Here is a 17,584-nt window from a genome sequence, read left to right on the forward strand (position 1 = left end):
TTACCAATGAAATATAAGAACAGGTTTTTGGAAAAAAAATCACCTGAAGCTTGACCGGCTTCAGGTGACAGGCTTTCCATATCGGGACAACAAAGCCTCTTTGGACAAAAATAAATAGGCGGGCACTTGTTTTTTCAAATTCCTCAGCGGTCGATGGGAAGATAGAAAGTAAATGGGCAGCATTGATAAAAATTTTACACATTTGTAAAATGAATTTGGAATTTGCACCGTTTCAAAGCCCAAGCCGCCACACCCTCTGTTCAATCCCGTTATCCCGATCAGGCCTTTGATTTCGTCAAATTTGGGATGATTACTGACATAGGCGGCGAGATCGGGCAGCGATTGCTCGACCATTCGATACAAATATCTCGCCCGGGCTACATCGTTGCGCATGGTAATCATGCTTTTGAAAAGATGGACATTATACAGATGAATCTTCAGCAACGTATCTCCCTTATGGATGGCCACTCCATCCGATAAGGTAACACTTCCCCCTCTGTACGATGTCATTCTCACCCGGAAGATGCGGCCTCCCCCTTCCTGCCCTACATACCGCAGCCTCGTGCAGGCAAAATAGATCGGATCCATGATTGTCCAAACAGATACCGCAAACCATCTAATCCACATGAACATATTCCCCTTTTAGAAATGATCATGCTGTTATTTTTTCTTGGAGAATGAAGATTCATGGGTGGAAATTTCAGTGCAAATTTCGCCCCGACTTCCTTTATAAATTCAACACGATAATCCGCTCTTCCGTCATTTCCTGTATGGCATATTTGGGCCCTTCCTTGCCCCATCCGCTTTCCTTGACGCCTCCATAAGGCATGAGGTCTGCCCGGAACTGGGAAGCATCGTTTATCATGACGCCGCCGACATGAATTTCGCGCGCCGCCTTGAACGCCGTATGGATGTTCGTGGTGAAAATACCGGCCTGCAGTCCGTAACGCGAAGTATTTATTCTGCAAATGCAATCTTCCAGGTCATCATATACGGCAATGCCTACGACAGGAGCGAACAATTCCTCGCAGGAAACCTTCATGTCATCATGCACACCGGTTAATACCGTTGGCTGGAACAGCGCGCCCTCACGGGTTCCGCCGCAGGCCAGGTAAGCGCCTTGCATGACGGCCTCCTGAACCCATGCTTCCGCCCGGGCAGCCTCCTTCTCGCTGATCATCGGACCGATGTCCGTCTCACTGTCATAAGGATCGCCCACCCTCAGGCGCTTGGTCTCTTCTACAAAGCGGCGGACAAACTCGTCATGAATGTCACTATGAGCATAGATCCGCTGCACCGAAATGCAGACTTGGCCGGCATTGCCGAAGCTCTTGCCGACGCACATCGACACCGCAAGGTCCAGATCGGCATCCCGGTGAACAATGACCGCGGAATTGCTCCCGAGCTCCAACAGCACCTTGCGCAGGCCTGTCTCCGCCTTGAGCTTCCTGCCAACGGCCGGGCTGCCCGTGAAGGTGTACAGACTGATTCTTTCGTCCTTGGCCAGCCAATCTCCAACCGTCGACCCGGAACCGACGACTACGTTCAGGTAGCCTTGGGGCAATCCGGCTTCGATCATCAGCTCGGCCAATTTGACCGCCACAATCGGCGTTACGCTGGCCGGCTTAAGCACCACCGTGTTGCCTGCGGCAAGAGCCGGTCCGATCTTGTGCGCAACCAGGTTTAACGGTACGTTAAAAGGTGCGATGGCACAAACGACGCCGACCGGAACGCGCACGGTGAAGGCCAGCCGGTTTTCCGCCCCGGGGGATGCTTCTACAGGAATCCCTTCGCCCTGTATCCGCTTGGCCTCCTCCGCCGAGACCTCCAAGGTCTGGGAAGTCCGTTCCACTTCTACCAGAGCTTCCTTCAGCGTTTTGCCCACTTCACCCGCCAGAATTCCGGCGATTTCCTCCTTGTGCTCCAGCAGCAGTTCGCTAGTTCTCTTCAATATTTGATAACGGCGATAAGGAGATAACGGGTTCGTACGGAATGCCTCCAATGCCGCGGAAACGGCTTGATCGACGTGTTCCTTGCCGGCAACGGAGACCGTTCCCATCACCTCTCCCGTATATTTGTTGCGAACCTCCAGTTTTTCCCCGGTTTCCGTCCACTGCCCGTTAATCCAAAGCGGATAATGCTTCGGCATAGTTCCCCCACTCCTTCGGTTCTTTTGTTGTATGAATTTCGTTGGATGTGCAGATGGCTGTCCAATGGCTGTCTCGGTCAGGCTTTGCCTGCACTGCCGAACAAACGGATTTTATATTTGACGACCTCTTTCATCCGCTCCGTTCCAGCACGGCCTAGCGGATAGACATCATGCTGCGGCCCATAGGTCTCCAGAGCTTCCCGCACCCCGTCGGTATAAGCCGCGCGCAGCTCGGTATCCACGTTAATTTTGCATATGCCGTTGGCAATGGCAAGCTTGATCTGATCATCCGGAATCCCTGATCCTCCATGCAGAACAATAGGGATGCCCAACTGATCGGCAATCGTCTTCAAGCGCGGTATATCCAGCTTCGGCTCGGTCTTGTATAGTCCATGGGCCGAGCCGATGGCCGCCGCCAGCGAGTCAATTCCCGTCGCCTGATAGAACTCCAGAGCTTCGGCGGGATCGGTAAGGAACGCGTCCTTCTCGTCCACGGACAGGTCGTCCTCGACCCCGGCAATTTTGCCCAGCTCCGCCTCCACCGAAACGTTCACGGCGTGGGCGGCGGCCACCACCTGCCTCGTAATGGCGGCATTTTCTGCCAGAGGCAGATGCGATCCGTCGAACATGACGGAGGTACAGCCGGCCTGTATCGCCTGAATGGCCTGCTCATAGCTTTTGCCATGATCCAGGTGGATGATGACCGGCACATCGGTTCGCTGCCCGTAGTAGCGAATCGCTTCCACCAGGGGAGCAAACCCGCAGTATTTGATCGCTCTCTGTCCAATTTGGATTAGCACCGGGGCCTTCTCTTCCTCGGCAGCCTCGAGGATCCCCTGAATCATATCCGCATTATGGGCACTGAACGCACCTATGGCATAATTGCGGATTCGGGCATCCTCCAACCACTCTTTGCCTGATACGCATCTCATATGTGACAACCCCGTTTCATTGTTAAAAATTAGCGACTCCTTCCATCCGCCTTCCCCCGGATTAGCGGTGCAGGTGAACCCGATAGGTATAGCGGTCGGATCGGTAATCGGTGAAAGTATATTCAATCGGCATTCCGTTCAAGGCATACGTGATCCGCTCCATACGAAGGAGTGGATCACGCTCCTTGATGTTAAGCAGCTGGGCATCCTTCTTGCTGGCTGCCGTCGAACTGATTCCTTCATCGGCATCGCGCAGTTGGATTCCATGCTGCTCCAGCACCGAGTAAAATGCGATATTCTCCAGGTCCTCCTGTAGAAACCAGCGACCGATTTCAAGCGGCCAGTAGGTTCTTTCAATCGCAATCGGCTCTTCATTGGCCAGGCGGATGCGCTGGATGTGCAGCACCTTTTCCTCCTTGCCGCACAGCAGGCGCTCCCTTACGACCGGAGGCGGATCGATCTCGCCGACCTCCAGCACCTTGGCGCCCGGCACGAAGCCTTTGGCAATCATCTCTTCTGTGAAGCCCGTCAGTCTTCCGAGCCTCTCGACGAGCTTCGGATTGCATACGAGCGTGCCTTTTCCCTGCTTCTTCTCCAGCTTTCCTTCGTTGACCAGCGCCGTCACCGCTTCGCGCACAGTGGTACGGCTTACTTTATATTGAGCGATCAGTTCATTTTCCGTCGGAATGAGCTGACCCGGTTTCCATTCTCCATTTGCAATTTTGGCATCAAAGATTTCCTTCAGCTGATGATACAGCGGTACCGGCAGCTTCGGATTCAACATCGGTTCCATCATGCAACCCCTCTCCAGAGCTTGAATATACGAATTCAGACCGAGCTGATATTTAACCGCCTGTAAGCTTCCTTCCGGCCTACAAAAGGCTTCAGCCACGCTTTGTACCGTTCGCTGATCCATCCGCCCGGGGACAAATCCGCCGGATCGAAGGCCCGCTCTATTCCGGCAACATCCCGAAAAGGCGCCGAGCCGACATTCCAGTCATAAGGCTCATCCGCCTGCCGGACAATCGTGACCATTTGTCCGCTGACACCCTCCAGCAAATAACGAGCGGCTTGCCTTCCGACAGCCTCGGCCTCGAGCTGATCCTGGGCGGAAACGGCGAAGGAGGCGCATCGCTGCAGAATCCCCAGATTTTCGTAGCGGCAGGCCAATCCCAGCTCTTGACTAATCGTTTCTGCAATGACGGACCCGATTCCTCCCAGTGCTTGCAATCCTTGCCCATTTTTTTTCCCGTTGGCAATTCCTTGAGCGCGAATCGGCTGCCCGGAGCCATCCTTGAGTCCTTCGCTGGCCACTACCAGACAGTAGCCCAGCTGCGAGTACACCTCCTTGACTTCTTCCAGCATCCGCACGAACTGGAAGGGCTGCTCGGGAATGTAGATCAAATGAGGGGCATCTTCCTCGCTCTCTTTAAAATATCCGGAAGCGGCACTTAACCAGCCGACATTGCGGCCCATCGTCTCGATAACGCGGACCTGCTCGAAGTTCCGCATGGATTGCAGATCGGCCGATATATCTCTGATGGCATGAGCAACGAATTTCGCAGCACTGGGAAATCCGGGTGTATGATCCGTTACTTGAATATCATTGTCCACCGTCTTCGGAATGCCGATGACCCGCAGTTCATATCCGCTGTCTCTCGCCGCCTGCTCAATGCTTTGACACGCCCACATCGTTCCGTTGCCTCCCGCAAGGGCCAATGCGCGAATGTCGTAACGCCTGAGCGTATCCAGGCAATCTTCAAGGTCGTCCTGCACAAGCGCCTTGCGTCCCGCGCCTAGGGCGGCCCCGGGTTGGCTCTTAAGCCACTCGAACGAGTGCCTCGTATTCAACCTGAACAGGCGCCCTTCGCACAAGCCTGACATGCCGTCAGCGACACCGAACAGCTCCAGCTTCTTCTCTTCTCCTTTATATATCTCGCGCAGCTCATTCATGAAGCCGAACAGGCTGCAGTTGATTACAGCCGTCGGACCACCCACCTGGGCAATGGCCACACGAAGGCTTCGGTTAGTTATAGCAGCAGGTTTCCCTATCCGTTCTATCATCTATGTCAACGCCTCTCCGAGCACGATCGGACGAATGTCCAGCCAATCGCACAGTATGTTCATTTCCTCGCTGATATCGGCGTACACTATCGAATAGTGCGGTTCGAAGCCCTGTTTCATCAACTGCTTCATGAGCGGCAATATCGGTTGGCGGAAGCCGACCTCTACGCTCGTCCCCCAGAATTTCTGCGGCTCATCAAGCGCTTCGCCCTTCATCATAAGCATCCTGTATTCTCCGGGACGGGAAGGATCCGGCCCCAGACGGTGAACGGATACCGCCCCTGCTTTCAGACCAAATTCAAGTGTGAAGCCGAGCTTGCGGTTCGGATGCAGCCCGGCTACCGCTCCCGTATCGGGACGAGCCAGGGAGAAAGCTCCGGCTCCGCAATGCCAGAACACGCCGGAATCCTTCGTTTCATCGATATGGACCAGATCTCCCAGATACGGTGCGCTTCCGGCCAGCCGGCTTTGAATATGCATCGTGAGCGCCCCATGAATATCGGCCTCGCAAGAGGCCATGATCCCCTGGTCGATCAGACTGGATACCGTCGAGCAGGCGGCTGCCCCGTAATCCGTATAAAACTCCGGCCAGCAGCGGACAGCCACCATGGAAATGCCCAGCTCTTGAATTTGCCGCTGCAGCGCGGTCTGGAAGCGGGCGAATTTCAGGACGCTCTCCTGCGGAATCAGCCCCAGCCCGCGCACTTGGCCGGACACGGCCTCTACAGCAGCTTGAGCCTCGGTTTCGCTTAATTCATTGGCGCGATGGAACGCCTCCTGCAGATCCAGCTCGATCATCTGCGGCCCCAGCTTCGCCAGCATACCCGCATCGGCCCCGGAGAAGAAGAAGCCGTCCGGCTGTTGGCCGATCACTCCGATTTTCAACCGGGACAGCTCCCGGATAAGCGACGCCACTTTCAACTGGTCACGCAACTCGCGAGCCAGCGCGTCTTCGGTGGGATTGCCGAAGAGCAGCGAAAATTTTCTTCCCTTCGTAACCAGCGTATTCGCCAGATTATTGATGCCTGTCATCGAGTTCAGCGAAAGGCGCGTCCCGTTCACCCTTGGCTCACGAACACCCCACAATAAAATCGGTGCATCCGTAGCTTCCATAATCTCGATAATGAATCTGGCATCAATAAAGGTAGTAGCCTGCACAACAATCGCGTCCAGCTCTGTCCCGTCCGCCGTCCGGCGCACGAATGCGCCGGCTTCCTCGGGGGACATGAGCAGGCCTTGCGGAAACCGGCAGCCATCCGCCAGTTTGCCCAGCAGCTCGCAGGATTGAGAGAAATAAGCTTTTGCCGTTTCAATATCGAACGTCGGCCTGGCCAGAGGGACAAAAGCCAAATTCATAGTTAGCATTTTTTATCGCTCCTTCTTAATGTGACCTTGTCGGCGGCACATGTATTATCCTTTGATCGCTCCGGCGGTCATTCCGGCTACGAAATACCGCTGCAGAAGGACATAAGCAATTACCATCGGCCCGGATGCGATTACGACTCCGGCGAAGATGGCGGGGAAGTTGGTCACGTATTCCCCCTGGAATTGCAATAGCGCCAGCGGAATGGTCTTCTTCGTCTTCTCTGTAATGAACAACAGCGGATAGAGCAGATCATTCCACACCATAACGAACAGGAAAATGGCGGTGGCCGCTACCGAAGGCATAGAAATCGGCAGCACCACTCTCCGGTAAATCCCCCACTCACTGGCTCCGTCCAAGCTGCTAGCTTCCAGCAGCTCCTTGGACATCGAGCTCATGAAGCCCGAGATGATGAAAACGGCGATGGGCAGATAAACCGCGATCGAAACAATAATAAGCCCGGTCAGACTGTTCGTCATCTTCAGCTTATAGACCAGCGCATAGAGCGGGATCATGTTGACCTGCGCCGGAACCATCATGCCGGCTGCGAACAGGCCATAGAACAATAAGCCCTTCTTGCCGCCGATCCGCATAATGGCATAAGCAATCATCGTCGCGAAGAAAAGAATGAAGAACACGGTGGACACCGTAACGACCACACTGTTCATAAAATACAGGCCCATCGATTGCTGCTGAAACATCTCCAGGAAATTATCCCAAGTAAACTGTTTCGGCCATCCGACCGGATTGAGATAGAATTCCGTGGATGGTTTGAACGAGGTAATGAATACAAGCGACACCGGTACGATAATCATAATGGCAAACAGCAGCAGGATCAGTCGTTTTCCCCATTTAAGCACCATCGGAAACCCCTCCTAGTAAGAAACCTTGCTGCCCCTCAAAATACGGAACTGCAGCAGCGTAATGAGGGCAATAATGAACATGAAAATGACGGAGCCGGCGGAAGCATAGCCGAATTTATAATTTTGGAACGCCGTATGATATAGAAACGTCGACAATATCTCCGTCGAATATGCGGGACCACCGCCGGTCATGGCAAAGATCAGGTCGAATGCCTTGAAGGACTGGATGGTCGTATAAGCAACGACAATGGTCGCCGACGGAGCAATGAGCGGCCAGGTAATCTTCCGGAAGGTTTGCCAGCGGCCGGCCCCTTCGATTCGGGCTACCTCATACAGATCCTCCGGGATTGCCTGCAGTCCGGCAATGAAGACAACCATCATCTGTCCGGTATGCGCCCATACCTGGACGAACGCAATCGAGTATATGGCGATGTCCATATTTCCGATCCAGTTCATGGCCAACGAATCCAAACCGACAGCGCTTAAAGCGCGGTTGATAAGTCCCATGGTCGGATCGTACATAAACGACCAGATAAAAGCGACGGAAATGGACGCAATAATCGCAGGGAAGAAATAAAGAGCCCGTAAAAACACGCTTCCTTTGGAATTTTTGACTAACAGAACCGCCAACAGGAGCGAAAGCATCGTCTGGCAAATAACCACGGTAAACATAAACTTCAGGTTATTGCCGAGAGACCTGGTAAATACCAGATCGTTCGTGATCATGTTAATATAGTTGTCCACACCGACAAAGCCGTACTCCGGGGACAGTCCGTCCCAATCGGTAAAGGAATAGTACAAGCCGCTAAGCGTCGGATAAATAAAGAAAATCAAATACAGCAGCATGCCAGGTACAAGAAACAAATAAATCGCTTTGCTAGTTTTCATCGGTGACCTCCTGCGGGTTTGACAGCGCCCCCCTTCTTTATCGCTTTAGCTTGCGATGCGAAGCGATAATCCTCCGCGGCGGAAAGATAGAGGCCCGGCTTCTGCCTGGGCCCGTTCCTCCCAACCCAAAGTCAGGGTTGCCAATTACTTATTGCCCAGCTTTAACTGCTGGTCGACGACAGCCTGGGCCTCCTCTGCGGCTTTCTCCGGGGCAAAGCCCGCCAGAACCGCCTGTATCGAATTGGTCACGGCTTTCTGAATTTCACCGTTCATGATAAAATATCTCGGCTGAAAGCGTGTTTTCTTATTCATCCATACAGCGGTGTCCTGCAGTTCCTCCGAAGTGTACTCGACTCCTTCCACGGTAACGTGCTGCCCGGTTTCATTCGCATATTCCCCGGCGATATCCTTGCGGCTCAGAAACTCAATGAACTTCTTGGCTTCCTCCGGATGCTTCGACTTGCTGTTCAGAGCAAGCATGAAGGTTGTCGTATGGATGCCTTCGTACTGCGCCTGATCTGCAGGCACGGTAATCGGCGCCAGCAATTGCTGCTTCAGGTTCGGATTCTGCTCCTTGTTCGTTGCAAGCATATACGAGCCGGTAGCCAGCATTGCGGCTTTCTCCTGGGCAAACAGCGCGGCCGCGGCATCCTTCTTCGTGCCCAGCGAATCCTTCTGCAGGTAGCCTTTATCGTTCAGTTCCTTGAACTGGGTCAGGGTCTTGACCCACCATTCCTCTGTCAGCTTGGCTTCCCCGGCCTCCAGCTTCTCGAAAATATCTTCATCCGGTGCGTTATTCATCATCATCGGGTTCATGAACTGCCCGGGACCAATATCGGAGCCCGGAAACGCTATCGGAGTAATTCCGTTCTGCTTCAGCGTTTCACAAACCTGGAGGAATTCCTCCCAATCCTTCGGTTCTTTCAGGCCGTACTTCTCGAACAAGCCTACGTTGTAAATCGGCATATTATAGACCAGCTGAAGCGGTATGGCAAGCTGCTTGCCGTCCTTCACACCGACTTGGATCAGGTTCTGGCTGAAGTTGCCGACGAAGGGCTCGTTGGTCAGATCCGTGAACAAGCCCGCCTTGGCAATCGCTTCGAACTGGGCGCCGGGCATTGCGGCGAACACATCACCGGTCGTTCCGTCCAACAGCTTGGCTTGGGCCGTCGATTGATATTGCTCGGACGGATAAATATCCATCTTGACCTTGATTCCCGGATTTTCCTGCTCAAACTTCTCAATCAGCGTGTTGAAAACTTTCGCATCCTCTCCGCGCCAATGGATGAAGCTGATCGATACATCCTTGCCCTTGGCGTCCCCCTTCTCGCTGTTAGAACCGCCCTCCGCACCGTTCCCGCTGCCGCACGCGGTTCCAAGCATCATCACTCCCGCCAGCGTCAGGGCAAATGCCGTCTTCCTGTTCTTTGTCATCTGGGAAAACCCTCCTTTTTCTTCAAAACCGTCCTCTTTCTTTTCAGCGGTATCTTTCTATGCAGACCGTATCTTTCTCCGCCGCCTCATCATGCAACTTGCATAACGCAACCCCGTCTTGCTTGCTCGAAATGTGACTTTTCTAAATTCATAATAACATCATGATGTTTACGCTTTCAGTATAGTGAGATCCTTCCGAGTTTGTCAATACTTTTTTTGAGTCTTTTTTCTTATTTGCTTGCGGCCCCCCATTTTAATCCGGCCAATGAAGGGATTGCCTAAGTTCTCGGACCTCAATGTAGTCAGAATTAATGTAATATCGCAGGAAGTGTCGTTCTCCTGAGAATGGGACCAACAAAACTTCCATTGAATCCAATTTGCACCCATCGGAAAGAAAGGTCTGCCCGCCTAACAGGGGGGCTCACCTTCCCCGCCACCTGGCTTGGGCCTCTTCAAGCTGTCGTGGACGAAGACGGTGCGGAGGATAGCTCCGATCGCTTGCTGCGTGAGAACAGGAGATGCACGATCAGCGCCGCCGGATGCTGCAGCAGCATAGCGATCATGACCGGAATAGCCGCATGCGGGGTAAAGTACAGCTGGGCAATGACGATCCCGGCGGTATAATTGCGGACCCCTCCCGTATAGGTCAGCGCAATTTCCGCTCCTCTGCCAAGCTTCATCGCCCGCATGGCCGCCCAGCACAGCAAATACCCCATGACCATCAGACCGCCGACGGTCACGATCAGTCTGAGCACTTCGCCCGCCACATCGCTCAAGGCGGACGCCATAGCTGCTGCGTTGAGCAGGACGATCACATAGAGCGTCAGCTTCGAGGACAATGCCAGGCACTGGCGTACAGTCTGCCTGTTCCCCCGGCGCAGCCAGACTCCTGCAGTCATCCCCGCCAGGCACGGCAGACCAACCAGCTTGACGACCCCCCAAATCAGTCCTGCGGCATCGACCGAAACGAAGGTGCCCAGCATCAGCCACAGCGTAAGAGGGAGCAGCAGAGGACTCAGCAGCGTATCCAAAGCGACCATGCCGATTGCAATTCCGGTGCTTCCCCTGCTCATGGTTACCCACACTATAGACGTCACGCCAATCGGCAAGACCATCGCCAATAAAGCTCCCAGCATGAGATCCTGCTGATGGCCATAAAGCACACTCAGCGCACTGTAGCTTAGCCACGGAGTGATCCCATGTACCAAAAGCAACAGTACGAGAAGAGCCCAAGGCTTGCTGCGCAGCTCCGTGAATTGCTCTTTGGACACGTTGATTGACGAAACGAAGGTCAAATACATGAACAAGTACGGAACCGCCTCAACATAAGGCTCCAGGTAGCCGGCCGCCTGAAAGCCGGCAAACAGAACCAGCGGCAGGATCACAATGATCCAGCGTTCCAGCAGCCGGTTCGAGGCCGCCCAAACCGTTGTCTTCATCGCACCAAAATGCCCGGACGGCTCCAGCTTTGGCCGCCGACAGCGATATATATCGTCGGAAAATGCGCCGATCCCGTCAAAATTTCATTCCCGTCATCGCCCACGAGAATGGTGTCCTCCGATTTGACACCGGCGATCGAAGGATTCCAGGCATAGATGGTCGAAGCCTCCACCCTGTAGGTATCCCCTGGGGTCGCAATCCGCTCCCGGCTGACATAGCCGGTCAAGCCCCCCTGATGGTGATGGCGGATCTCCTGTGCATAGCCCGCTTCACGATAAAAACACTCCAAATCCGCATACATCTCCCCTAAGCTGCGGCCGGGCCGGGTGGCATGGATGATGCGGGCGTCGATTTCTGCGACCGCTTGATGCTTCCGCATAATCTCGGGAGTAGGCCCCCCGAAATGGACCAAACGGGTAGCCGAGGCGATCCGTCCGTTCTGCCGGGCGCAGACGACCAGCATTGCATAGGCATCCAACGTCTTCGCGGTCGGCAGCGGGTGCCTTCTTGTGAATATGCGTTCGTCTGCCGCAATCAAGTTGACGATCGGCTCCAGACCGCGCTCCCAGCATTCCTGAGCGAGCAGACCGGCGATCGCAAATTCCGACTGTCCCCGCCGCAGCTTATGTGCCGCTTCCCCAATCGCTTCTCCCGTCAAGCGACCCAGTGTCCGCCAAGCCTCGAGCTCCTCCGGGCGAACCTCGGTCCGAAGCCGAAGAAAAACGGCTTCCAGCTCGGCGTCCGTCCGAACGGACTCCATTCCTTCCGTCAGGCGGACCATAAGGCGCCCGCGCTCCTGCGGCGAATTCCACGGCCAAATCTGCAGCTCCACCAGCCGTTCAAAGCCAGGGGCCGCTACTTCTTCCTCCAATAGCCTTCTGGCTTCAATATTATTGGCAAGAAAATAACAGCGTTCGCTCGTAACAACAAAAGCGCAACAGGCCGATATATCCGCCGTATTGACATGGCTGCGGCCGCCCGTCAGCCAGGAAACATTCTTCTGCAAGGCGACCGTAACCGCGTCGATGCCCTCTTCCAGCATAACTTTACGGAGCATCTCCAATCGCTGCACAAATCCTTCATTGGACATCTCTTTCATTTTCTTTCATCCCCTATCTCTTCCGCATCCGCTGCGCCATGCTTATTGTCCATGCTTAGTCCAGAGAGCGCAGAGATTCGAAAAGCGAAGCATAATGAGAGGCCGCACGGTAAAATACCGGAGGTTGTCCCAATGGCGCATCCACCTGAATGTCGCCGCCCCGATAAGTTCTGCCGGTCCACAGGTGAATCCACTCATCCTCCGGCAGATAGACGCCGACGGTCCTCTGTCCTTCCTCGATCACCGGAGCGGCCAGCAAATCCCGCCCCAGCAAGTATTGATACTGGATCGAATAAGCACGCTCGTCCCGCTCATAATGGAGAAACAGCGGGCGCATGACAGGAACACCAGTATCTGCATTTTCCTTAACGGCCGCCTTCAGATATGGCTTGAGAGCGGTATATACGCGGCTCATCCTGGCAAAATGCAGCAGCGTCTCGTCATCCGAATCAAACTGCCAGTTATCATCCGGGCGGTTCCCCTCATGAGTCCGCATGATCGGGGTGAACGCACTGTGCTCGGCCCAGCGCATGAACAGTTCCTTCGTTCTTTTCATGCCGAACAGAGTCGTATACCCGCCGATATCGCTGTGATGCAGCCCGAAGCCGGACATGGCCAGCGATAGCGCCGCCGGGATGACCGAAGCCAGCCCATCGTCGAGACTCCAGTCGACATTCTGGTCGCCGGCCCACATCATAGTGCAGTAACGTTGACTGCCTGTATAACCGGCCCGCATGAAGAAGGTGACGTCATCGAGCTTGTCCTCTTCCTCCACCGCCTCGCGGTTCAACCGGGCCCACATGGCAGGCCATGCGTTGTGCATCCATTCCGCGGATGCCCCGTTATGAAGCACGACATCGGTCGGCAAATATTCCCCGAAATCAGCCATCCAGCCGGACAATCCGAACCGGATCATATTTTCTTTGATTACATTTTTGTACCATTCGCAAGCTTCCGGATTCGTGAAATCGACGATTCCGGCATCGAATTCGCCGAAATCGACCAAATAATCCTCGCCCCGGTCATTCTTCGCCAAGAAGCCCGCGGCGCTGGCTTCCTTGAACAAATGTCCTTCCACCGCCACATAAGGGTTGATATAGCCAAGAAAGCGGATTCCCTTCTCCCTGAGCTTCTCGATCTCCTTATCCAGGCCGGGATACAGCTCGCGGTTCCAAATCCAGTTCCACATCAGCCTTTTGCCGAAGGAGGTATGCCTCACTCCTTGCCAATCCTGCGCCCAGACGCCGCTCACCTGCAGACCCATGGCCAATGCGCGGTTCAGCTTGTCGAGCACGACTTCGGTTCCGCCCTGTACGCCGATCCAGACTCCATCGTACACCCAATCCGGGAGTTCCGGCTGACGGCCGAGATAAGCGGTCAGCTTCCCGAGCAGTTCTACATAAGTATCGGCCGCCTCCAGCACAAGCTTCTCCGGAATATTCCAGAGCTGCAGCTCATGGTAACTCGGATGGCGAAAATCAAGATCCATGTAGGCGCTGTCATCCACATGACAATAATATTTCCGGCTGGAAATGAAGGTAGGCTGCGGGAAGAAGGTCCAGTAATAATCGCCGCCCGCCCGATCCTCCTTATCTGCCAGAAAGGTAATGTACGTATCTTTATTCCGGCCGACACCCTGCTCCGATGTCCATAGCGGAAAATTCCTGCCCCGCAAATCAAAGTGGGAAAATTGCTCTCCACAGCCATATACGTGCTCCTGCTCCTCTGCAGCAAGCCGCAGCCATAGACGGTTAATTCCTTCCTTGTTCCCTACGAAGCGAATAACCGCCCGATCGTGCTCTACCCCGAACACTACAGTAAGCGGTAACAATCCGGATTTAGAGAAGGTTACCCTGACATCTCCAGCATCGGACGATTCCACGGCATAGTCTACCAAAGCCAGCTTCTCTCCGAGTCTGTCGCTGACCTTGAAGTTGCCCCGGTACATATCATACTGTCCTTGTCCATGGCCCGCGTAAATCCATGGCTCCGTCCGGGAATGCCGGATAATCACCCGCCCGCCCAGCTCGACAGTCAGTACTCCTTCGTAATCGCGAACCTGTAAGCCCATGCTTGTGGTTCCCCCCTGTATCGCTTAATATTTTGATTCAAACCGCTTTCAAAATGATTTTGGATTCTGTTGAATAGGTAATAACATCATGATGTTTTAAATGTTAGTACAACCTTTTGCGGCTGTCAATAGCTCTCTTCGGGATGTATTCAAAATTCGCTTTTTGCACATGTTCCTTTTCTCAACAAAAAATACAGTCATGACGCCGGGGCAACACCATGAAATACAGGCCGCAAATTTTGCCGGAAAAAGCACTAAGCTATCAGAGTACCACAAAAAGTCATCAAACTCCCTGTTGACCGGAACGCTTTATCATTAAAATAGTATTTAGCGCGTTTCAATTAAGGGGGAGGTTTTATAATGAAAGAGATGAATGCGGATATAGTCATTATTGGGGGCAGCACCGGCGGCTGCGCAGCGGCATTGGCTGCTGCAAAGATGGGGAAGCGGGTCATTATGACCGAAGAAACCGTGTGGATTGGCGGCCAACTGACCAGTCAGGCTGTACCGCCCGATGAGCATCCGTGGATCGAAAGCTTCGGCTGTACCAGAAGCTATCGCCAATTTCGTGACGGAGTCCGTCAATACTACCGGGATCACTTCCCGCTTACGGCCGAGGCTCGGGCCACCCGCCATTGGAATCCGGGCAGTGCCAACGTCAGCCGAATCAGCCATGAGCCCCGGGCCGCTCTGGCCGTTATCGAGCAGATGCTGGCCCCTTATATTCACAGCGGCCGGTTGACTGTGCTGACCCGCACACAGCCGGAAAGCGCCCGAACTGACGGCGACGAAGTACGGTCCGTTACCGTCCGTCATCTCGATACGGGAGATCGTATGGAACTTACAGCCCCGTATTATCTCGATGCTACGGAATGCGGGGACGTTCTGCCTCTTGCCGGGGTTGAATATGTCACCGGGTCGGAATCGAAACAGGATACCGGCGAGCCCCACGCCTTGGACGGCCCGGCGGATCCGATGGATATGCAGGCATTTACATACTGCTTTGCCATGGACTACTTGGAAGGGGAAGACCATACGATCGACAAGCCCCGGGATTACGATTTCTGGAATTCCTACAAGGCCGACTTCTGGCCGGACAAACAGCTCAGCTTCGCAGGAGTTCGGCCCGCCACGCTGGAGCCCGTTACCTACGGATTATTTCCGGGCGGGGGCAAATTCCCGCTCTGGACCTATCGAAGGGTGATTGACAAAAATCATTTCGTTCCGGGAACCTTCCCCGGCGATATTTCGATAGTCAACTGGCCGGCCAACGATTACTGGCTCGGACCGATCATCGATGTCAGCCCCGAAGAGAGACAACAGCATCTGGAAGCCGCGAAGCAGCTCAGTCTGTCTCTTCTGTACTGGCTGCAGACCGAAGCCCCACGCCCGGACGGCAAGCAGGGCTATCCCGGGTTGAGGCTTCGCGGAGACGTAACTAACAGCGAGGACGGCCTCGCCTTATATCCTTACATTCGTGAATCGCGGCGAATCAAGGCGGAATTTACCGTGCTGGAACAGCATGTCAGCGCCGCCTGCAGAGAAGACGGCAGAGCTGCCGAATTCACCGATTCCGTCGGGGTCGGCTGCTATCGCATCGATCTTCATCCGAGCACGGCGCTGCGGCATTATATCGATATTTCCAGCCTGCCTTTCCAGATTCCACTGGGAAGCCTGCTGCCGATCCGGGTCAACAACCTCCTGCCCGCCTGTAAGAACCTTGGGGTCACCCATATTACGAACGGTTGTTACCGCCTGCATCCGGTCGAATGGAATATCGGGGAAGCTGCAGGCTACCTGGCCGCTTTCAGCCTGGAACGCAAAGTTCAGCCAAGACAGGTACGCAGCGACTCTACACTGCTCGAGGATTACCAGCGTCTGCTGACAGCCGAGGGAATTGAATTGGCATGGCCTGTCATACGCGCGGTATAATCCGCGGGAAACAAACAACGGAAAATCGTTCCAGAAATAGGCCTATAAAGCTGTAAAATATGGTACAATCTTGAATGTAATTGCGCAAATATCAAAGCGTTGTTAGCCATTCTAGGAGGCGTATTCATGGAAATTCGTTGTTTATTGACACAACAACAATTGGATGAAGCGGCGAAGCTCTCGGATTCCATCTTCCGGGACTCTGAGCAGGTATCTATGCAGGCCGCTTTTCCGGGGGTGTTCTCAGAGGCGCTCGGCCAATCCTATGGCGCTTTTGACAATGGCAAGCTCGTATCGTTCATGGGGCTTGTTCCGGCCGTCTTGAGAATAGGAGAAGCAAGACTCCCTATCTACTCTCTCGGTTCCGTCTGCACACACCCTGACTATCGGGGCCAAGGCACAGCCAGCGAGATTCTGACGAAGATTCTGGAGCATATCGATAGGGCGGGCGCTTCCCTCCTCCTTGTCTCAGGGGGAAGGTCGCTATATACGCGAGCGGGCTGCTGTACATACGGTCAAGTTCACCGTTTCCTGTGGGAAGAAGGCCAGCCTCTCCCCTCCAGACCTGTTCCGGAAGGAACTGTGCTTCGAGAGCTCGCCCCGACGGACTGGTTCCGTCTATATGAATTGGCGAGCGGCCGCCGCAGCCGCTATGAGCAGAGCGTATGGGATTTGGCCGGACTGATTCATGCCGAAGCGCTCAGCACCTGCTACAAGCTGCAGCACAAAGTGCTCGTAGCCGAGAACGCAGAAGGCGATTTGCTGACCTTCGCCGTCATCGGAGTCCCTTATTCAGATACTCCGAAACGCGAGCCCCACCTGATTGAATGGGGCGGTGCCGCCGAAGGAATGCCCGCATTGCTGTCCTATGCGATCCGGACCTACGGATTGAAGAAGCTTAACATTCCCGTGCCTTGGCACGAAGATAAGCTGGCAGCGGAGCTTGCAGGACTCCCCTGCAATACGGGCAAAGCCACCGGCACGGTCTACATCGTGAATCCTGAGAGATTGCTCGGTCATATGTACCCTTACCTGAAATCGGTTGATGCGGGAGCGGCCGACAGCCTTAGGATCACCCGCTTGGAAGACGGCAGAACCAGCGTTGCACTGGACGGTTGGACCGCCGAGCTTACGGTGCAGGAGACCGTCTCTATGTTCTTCGACCCGGCTCCTGAATTCCAGGCCCCTGAGGAGTTAAAGAAGCGGCTGTCCGCCTTGTTCCCGATTCCGTTTCCTTACGATGCCGGGCTGAATTACGTGTAATGTCTGTCCGGACGGAAACGGCTTATGCCAACGACTTTGCATTTATAGTTAACATGATCTGCCACCGAATGGTTGAGGAGCTCCCG

Annotated in this window: 14 protein-coding genes; 2 read left to right on the forward strand and 12 right to left on the reverse strand. The window is 54.4% G+C overall.

Annotated elements, in window-relative coordinates:
• Positions 1 to 60 precede the first annotated feature (60 nt).
• The 12 genes from ACTHRH_RS01100 to ACTHRH_RS01155 all read right to left on the reverse strand — a co-directional run bounded on the left by ACTHRH_RS01100 (position 61) and on the right by ACTHRH_RS01155 (position 14,303).
• Positions 61 to 627, reverse strand: coding sequence for a YkoP family protein (locus tag ACTHRH_RS01100; protein ID WP_440413655.1), 567 nt, complete (start codon positions 625 to 627; stop codon positions 61 to 63).
• A 100-nt stretch (positions 628 to 727) separates the two neighbouring features.
• On the reverse strand, positions 728 to 2,149 hold the full coding sequence (locus ACTHRH_RS01105; protein WP_144938441.1) for an aldehyde dehydrogenase family protein: 1,422 nt from the start codon (positions 2,147 to 2,149) through the stop codon (positions 728 to 730).
• A 77-nt stretch (positions 2,150 to 2,226) separates the two neighbouring features.
• Complete coding sequence (locus tag ACTHRH_RS01110; protein ID WP_144938438.1) at positions 2,227 to 3,081, reverse strand: class II fructose-bisphosphate aldolase; 855 nt, start codon at positions 3,079 to 3,081, stop codon at positions 2,227 to 2,229.
• Between the two features lie 61 nt (positions 3,082 to 3,142).
• Positions 3,143 to 3,877: a GntR family transcriptional regulator gene (locus ACTHRH_RS01115; RefSeq protein ID WP_260982111.1), complete on the reverse strand. Its 735-nt coding sequence runs from the start codon at positions 3,875 to 3,877 to the stop codon at positions 3,143 to 3,145.
• A 32-nt stretch (positions 3,878 to 3,909) separates the two neighbouring features.
• The gene (locus tag ACTHRH_RS01120) at positions 3,910 to 5,145 is read right to left on the reverse strand and encodes a diphosphate--fructose-6-phosphate 1-phosphotransferase (protein ID WP_379290433.1); all 1,236 of its coding nucleotides are present in this window, start codon (positions 5,143 to 5,145) and stop codon (positions 3,910 to 3,912) included.
• Complete coding sequence (locus ACTHRH_RS01125) at positions 5,146 to 6,510, reverse strand: L-fucose/L-arabinose isomerase family protein (protein WP_379290432.1); 1,365 nt, start codon at positions 6,508 to 6,510, stop codon at positions 5,146 to 5,148. It lies immediately after the preceding gene.
• A gap of 45 nt (positions 6,511 to 6,555) precedes the next feature.
• The gene (locus ACTHRH_RS01130) at positions 6,556 to 7,371 is read right to left on the reverse strand and encodes a carbohydrate ABC transporter permease (RefSeq protein WP_379290430.1); all 816 of its coding nucleotides are present in this window, start codon (positions 7,369 to 7,371) and stop codon (positions 6,556 to 6,558) included.
• A gap of 12 nt (positions 7,372 to 7,383) precedes the next feature.
• Positions 7,384 to 8,259, reverse strand: a complete 876-nt coding sequence (locus ACTHRH_RS01135) for a carbohydrate ABC transporter permease (protein ID WP_379290428.1) — start codon at positions 8,257 to 8,259, stop codon at positions 7,384 to 7,386.
• Between the two features lie 144 nt (positions 8,260 to 8,403).
• Entirely contained in the window at positions 8,404 to 9,693 is a 1,290-nt protein-coding gene (locus tag ACTHRH_RS01140) for an ABC transporter substrate-binding protein (RefSeq protein WP_379290426.1), read from the reverse strand.
• A 452-nt stretch (positions 9,694 to 10,145) separates the two neighbouring features.
• A complete protein-coding gene (locus ACTHRH_RS01145; RefSeq protein ID WP_379290424.1) occupies positions 10,146 to 11,132 on the reverse strand; it encodes a bile acid:sodium symporter family protein in 987 nt (328 codons plus the stop codon).
• Positions 11,129 to 12,232 (reverse strand): M24 family metallopeptidase, encoded by a 1,104-nt coding sequence (locus tag ACTHRH_RS01150; protein ID WP_379290422.1) that lies wholly within the window; start codon positions 12,230 to 12,232, stop codon positions 11,129 to 11,131. Before ACTHRH_RS01150 ends, ACTHRH_RS01145 begins: the two co-directional genes overlap by 4 nt.
• Positions 12,233 to 12,287: 55 nt before the next feature.
• A complete protein-coding gene (locus ACTHRH_RS01155; protein WP_379290420.1) occupies positions 12,288 to 14,303 on the reverse strand; it encodes an alpha-glucosidase in 2,016 nt (671 codons plus the stop codon).
• 360 nt (positions 14,304 to 14,663) lie between these two features.
• On the opposite strand from ACTHRH_RS01155, the gene ACTHRH_RS01160 reads away from it, so the two are divergent.
• Together ACTHRH_RS01160 and ACTHRH_RS01165 are read left to right on the forward strand one after the other, a co-directional pair.
• Complete coding sequence (locus tag ACTHRH_RS01160) at positions 14,664 to 16,235, forward strand: FAD-dependent oxidoreductase (RefSeq protein WP_379290418.1); 1,572 nt, start codon at positions 14,664 to 14,666, stop codon at positions 16,233 to 16,235.
• Between the two features lie 126 nt (positions 16,236 to 16,361).
• Positions 16,362 to 17,498: a GNAT family N-acetyltransferase gene (locus tag ACTHRH_RS01165; RefSeq protein WP_379290416.1), complete on the forward strand. Its 1,137-nt coding sequence runs from the start codon at positions 16,362 to 16,364 to the stop codon at positions 17,496 to 17,498.
• The last annotated feature ends 86 nt before the right edge of the window (positions 17,499 to 17,584 follow it).

This window comes from Paenibacillus sp. SAFN-117 (assembly GCF_051966115.1).
Classification (GTDB): Bacteria; Bacillota; Bacilli; order Paenibacillales; family NBRC-103111; genus Paenibacillus_L; species Paenibacillus_L residui.

Coding starts and splice junctions, on each gene's coding strand:
- ACTHRH_RS01100 (WP_440413655.1), bottom strand. CDS start 627: ATGTGGATTAGATGGTTTGCGGTATCTGTTTGGACAATCATGGATCCG.
- ACTHRH_RS01105 (WP_144938441.1), bottom strand. CDS start 2,149: ATGCCGAAGCATTATCCGCTTTGGATTAACGGGCAGTGGACGGAAACC.
- ACTHRH_RS01110 (WP_144938438.1), bottom strand. CDS start 3,081: ATGAGATGCGTATCAGGCAAAGAGTGGTTGGAGGATGCCCGAATCCGC.
- ACTHRH_RS01115 (WP_260982111.1), bottom strand. CDS start 3,877: ATGATGGAACCGATGTTGAATCCGAAGCTGCCGGTACCGCTGTATCAT.
- ACTHRH_RS01120 (WP_379290433.1), bottom strand. CDS start 5,145: ATGATAGAACGGATAGGGAAACCTGCTGCTATAACTAACCGAAGCCTT.
- ACTHRH_RS01125 (WP_379290432.1), bottom strand. CDS start 6,510: ATGCTAACTATGAATTTGGCTTTTGTCCCTCTGGCCAGGCCGACGTTC.
- ACTHRH_RS01130 (WP_379290430.1), bottom strand. CDS start 7,371: ATGGTGCTTAAATGGGGAAAACGACTGATCCTGCTGCTGTTTGCCATT.
- ACTHRH_RS01135 (WP_379290428.1), bottom strand. CDS start 8,259: ATGAAAACTAGCAAAGCGATTTATTTGTTTCTTGTACCTGGCATGCTG.
- ACTHRH_RS01140 (WP_379290426.1), bottom strand. CDS start 9,693: ATGACAAAGAACAGGAAGACGGCATTTGCCCTGACGCTGGCGGGAGTG.
- ACTHRH_RS01145 (WP_379290424.1), bottom strand. CDS start 11,132: ATGAAGACAACGGTTTGGGCGGCCTCGAACCGGCTGCTGGAACGCTGG.
- ACTHRH_RS01150 (WP_379290422.1), bottom strand. CDS start 12,232: ATGAAAGAGATGTCCAATGAAGGATTTGTGCAGCGATTGGAGATGCTC.
- ACTHRH_RS01155 (WP_379290420.1), bottom strand. CDS start 14,303: ATGGGCTTACAGGTTCGCGATTACGAAGGAGTACTGACTGTCGAGCTG.
- ACTHRH_RS01160 (WP_379290418.1), top strand. CDS start 14,664: ATGAAAGAGATGAATGCGGATATAGTCATTATTGGGGGCAGCACCGGC.
- ACTHRH_RS01165 (WP_379290416.1), top strand. CDS start 16,362: ATGGAAATTCGTTGTTTATTGACACAACAACAATTGGATGAAGCGGCG.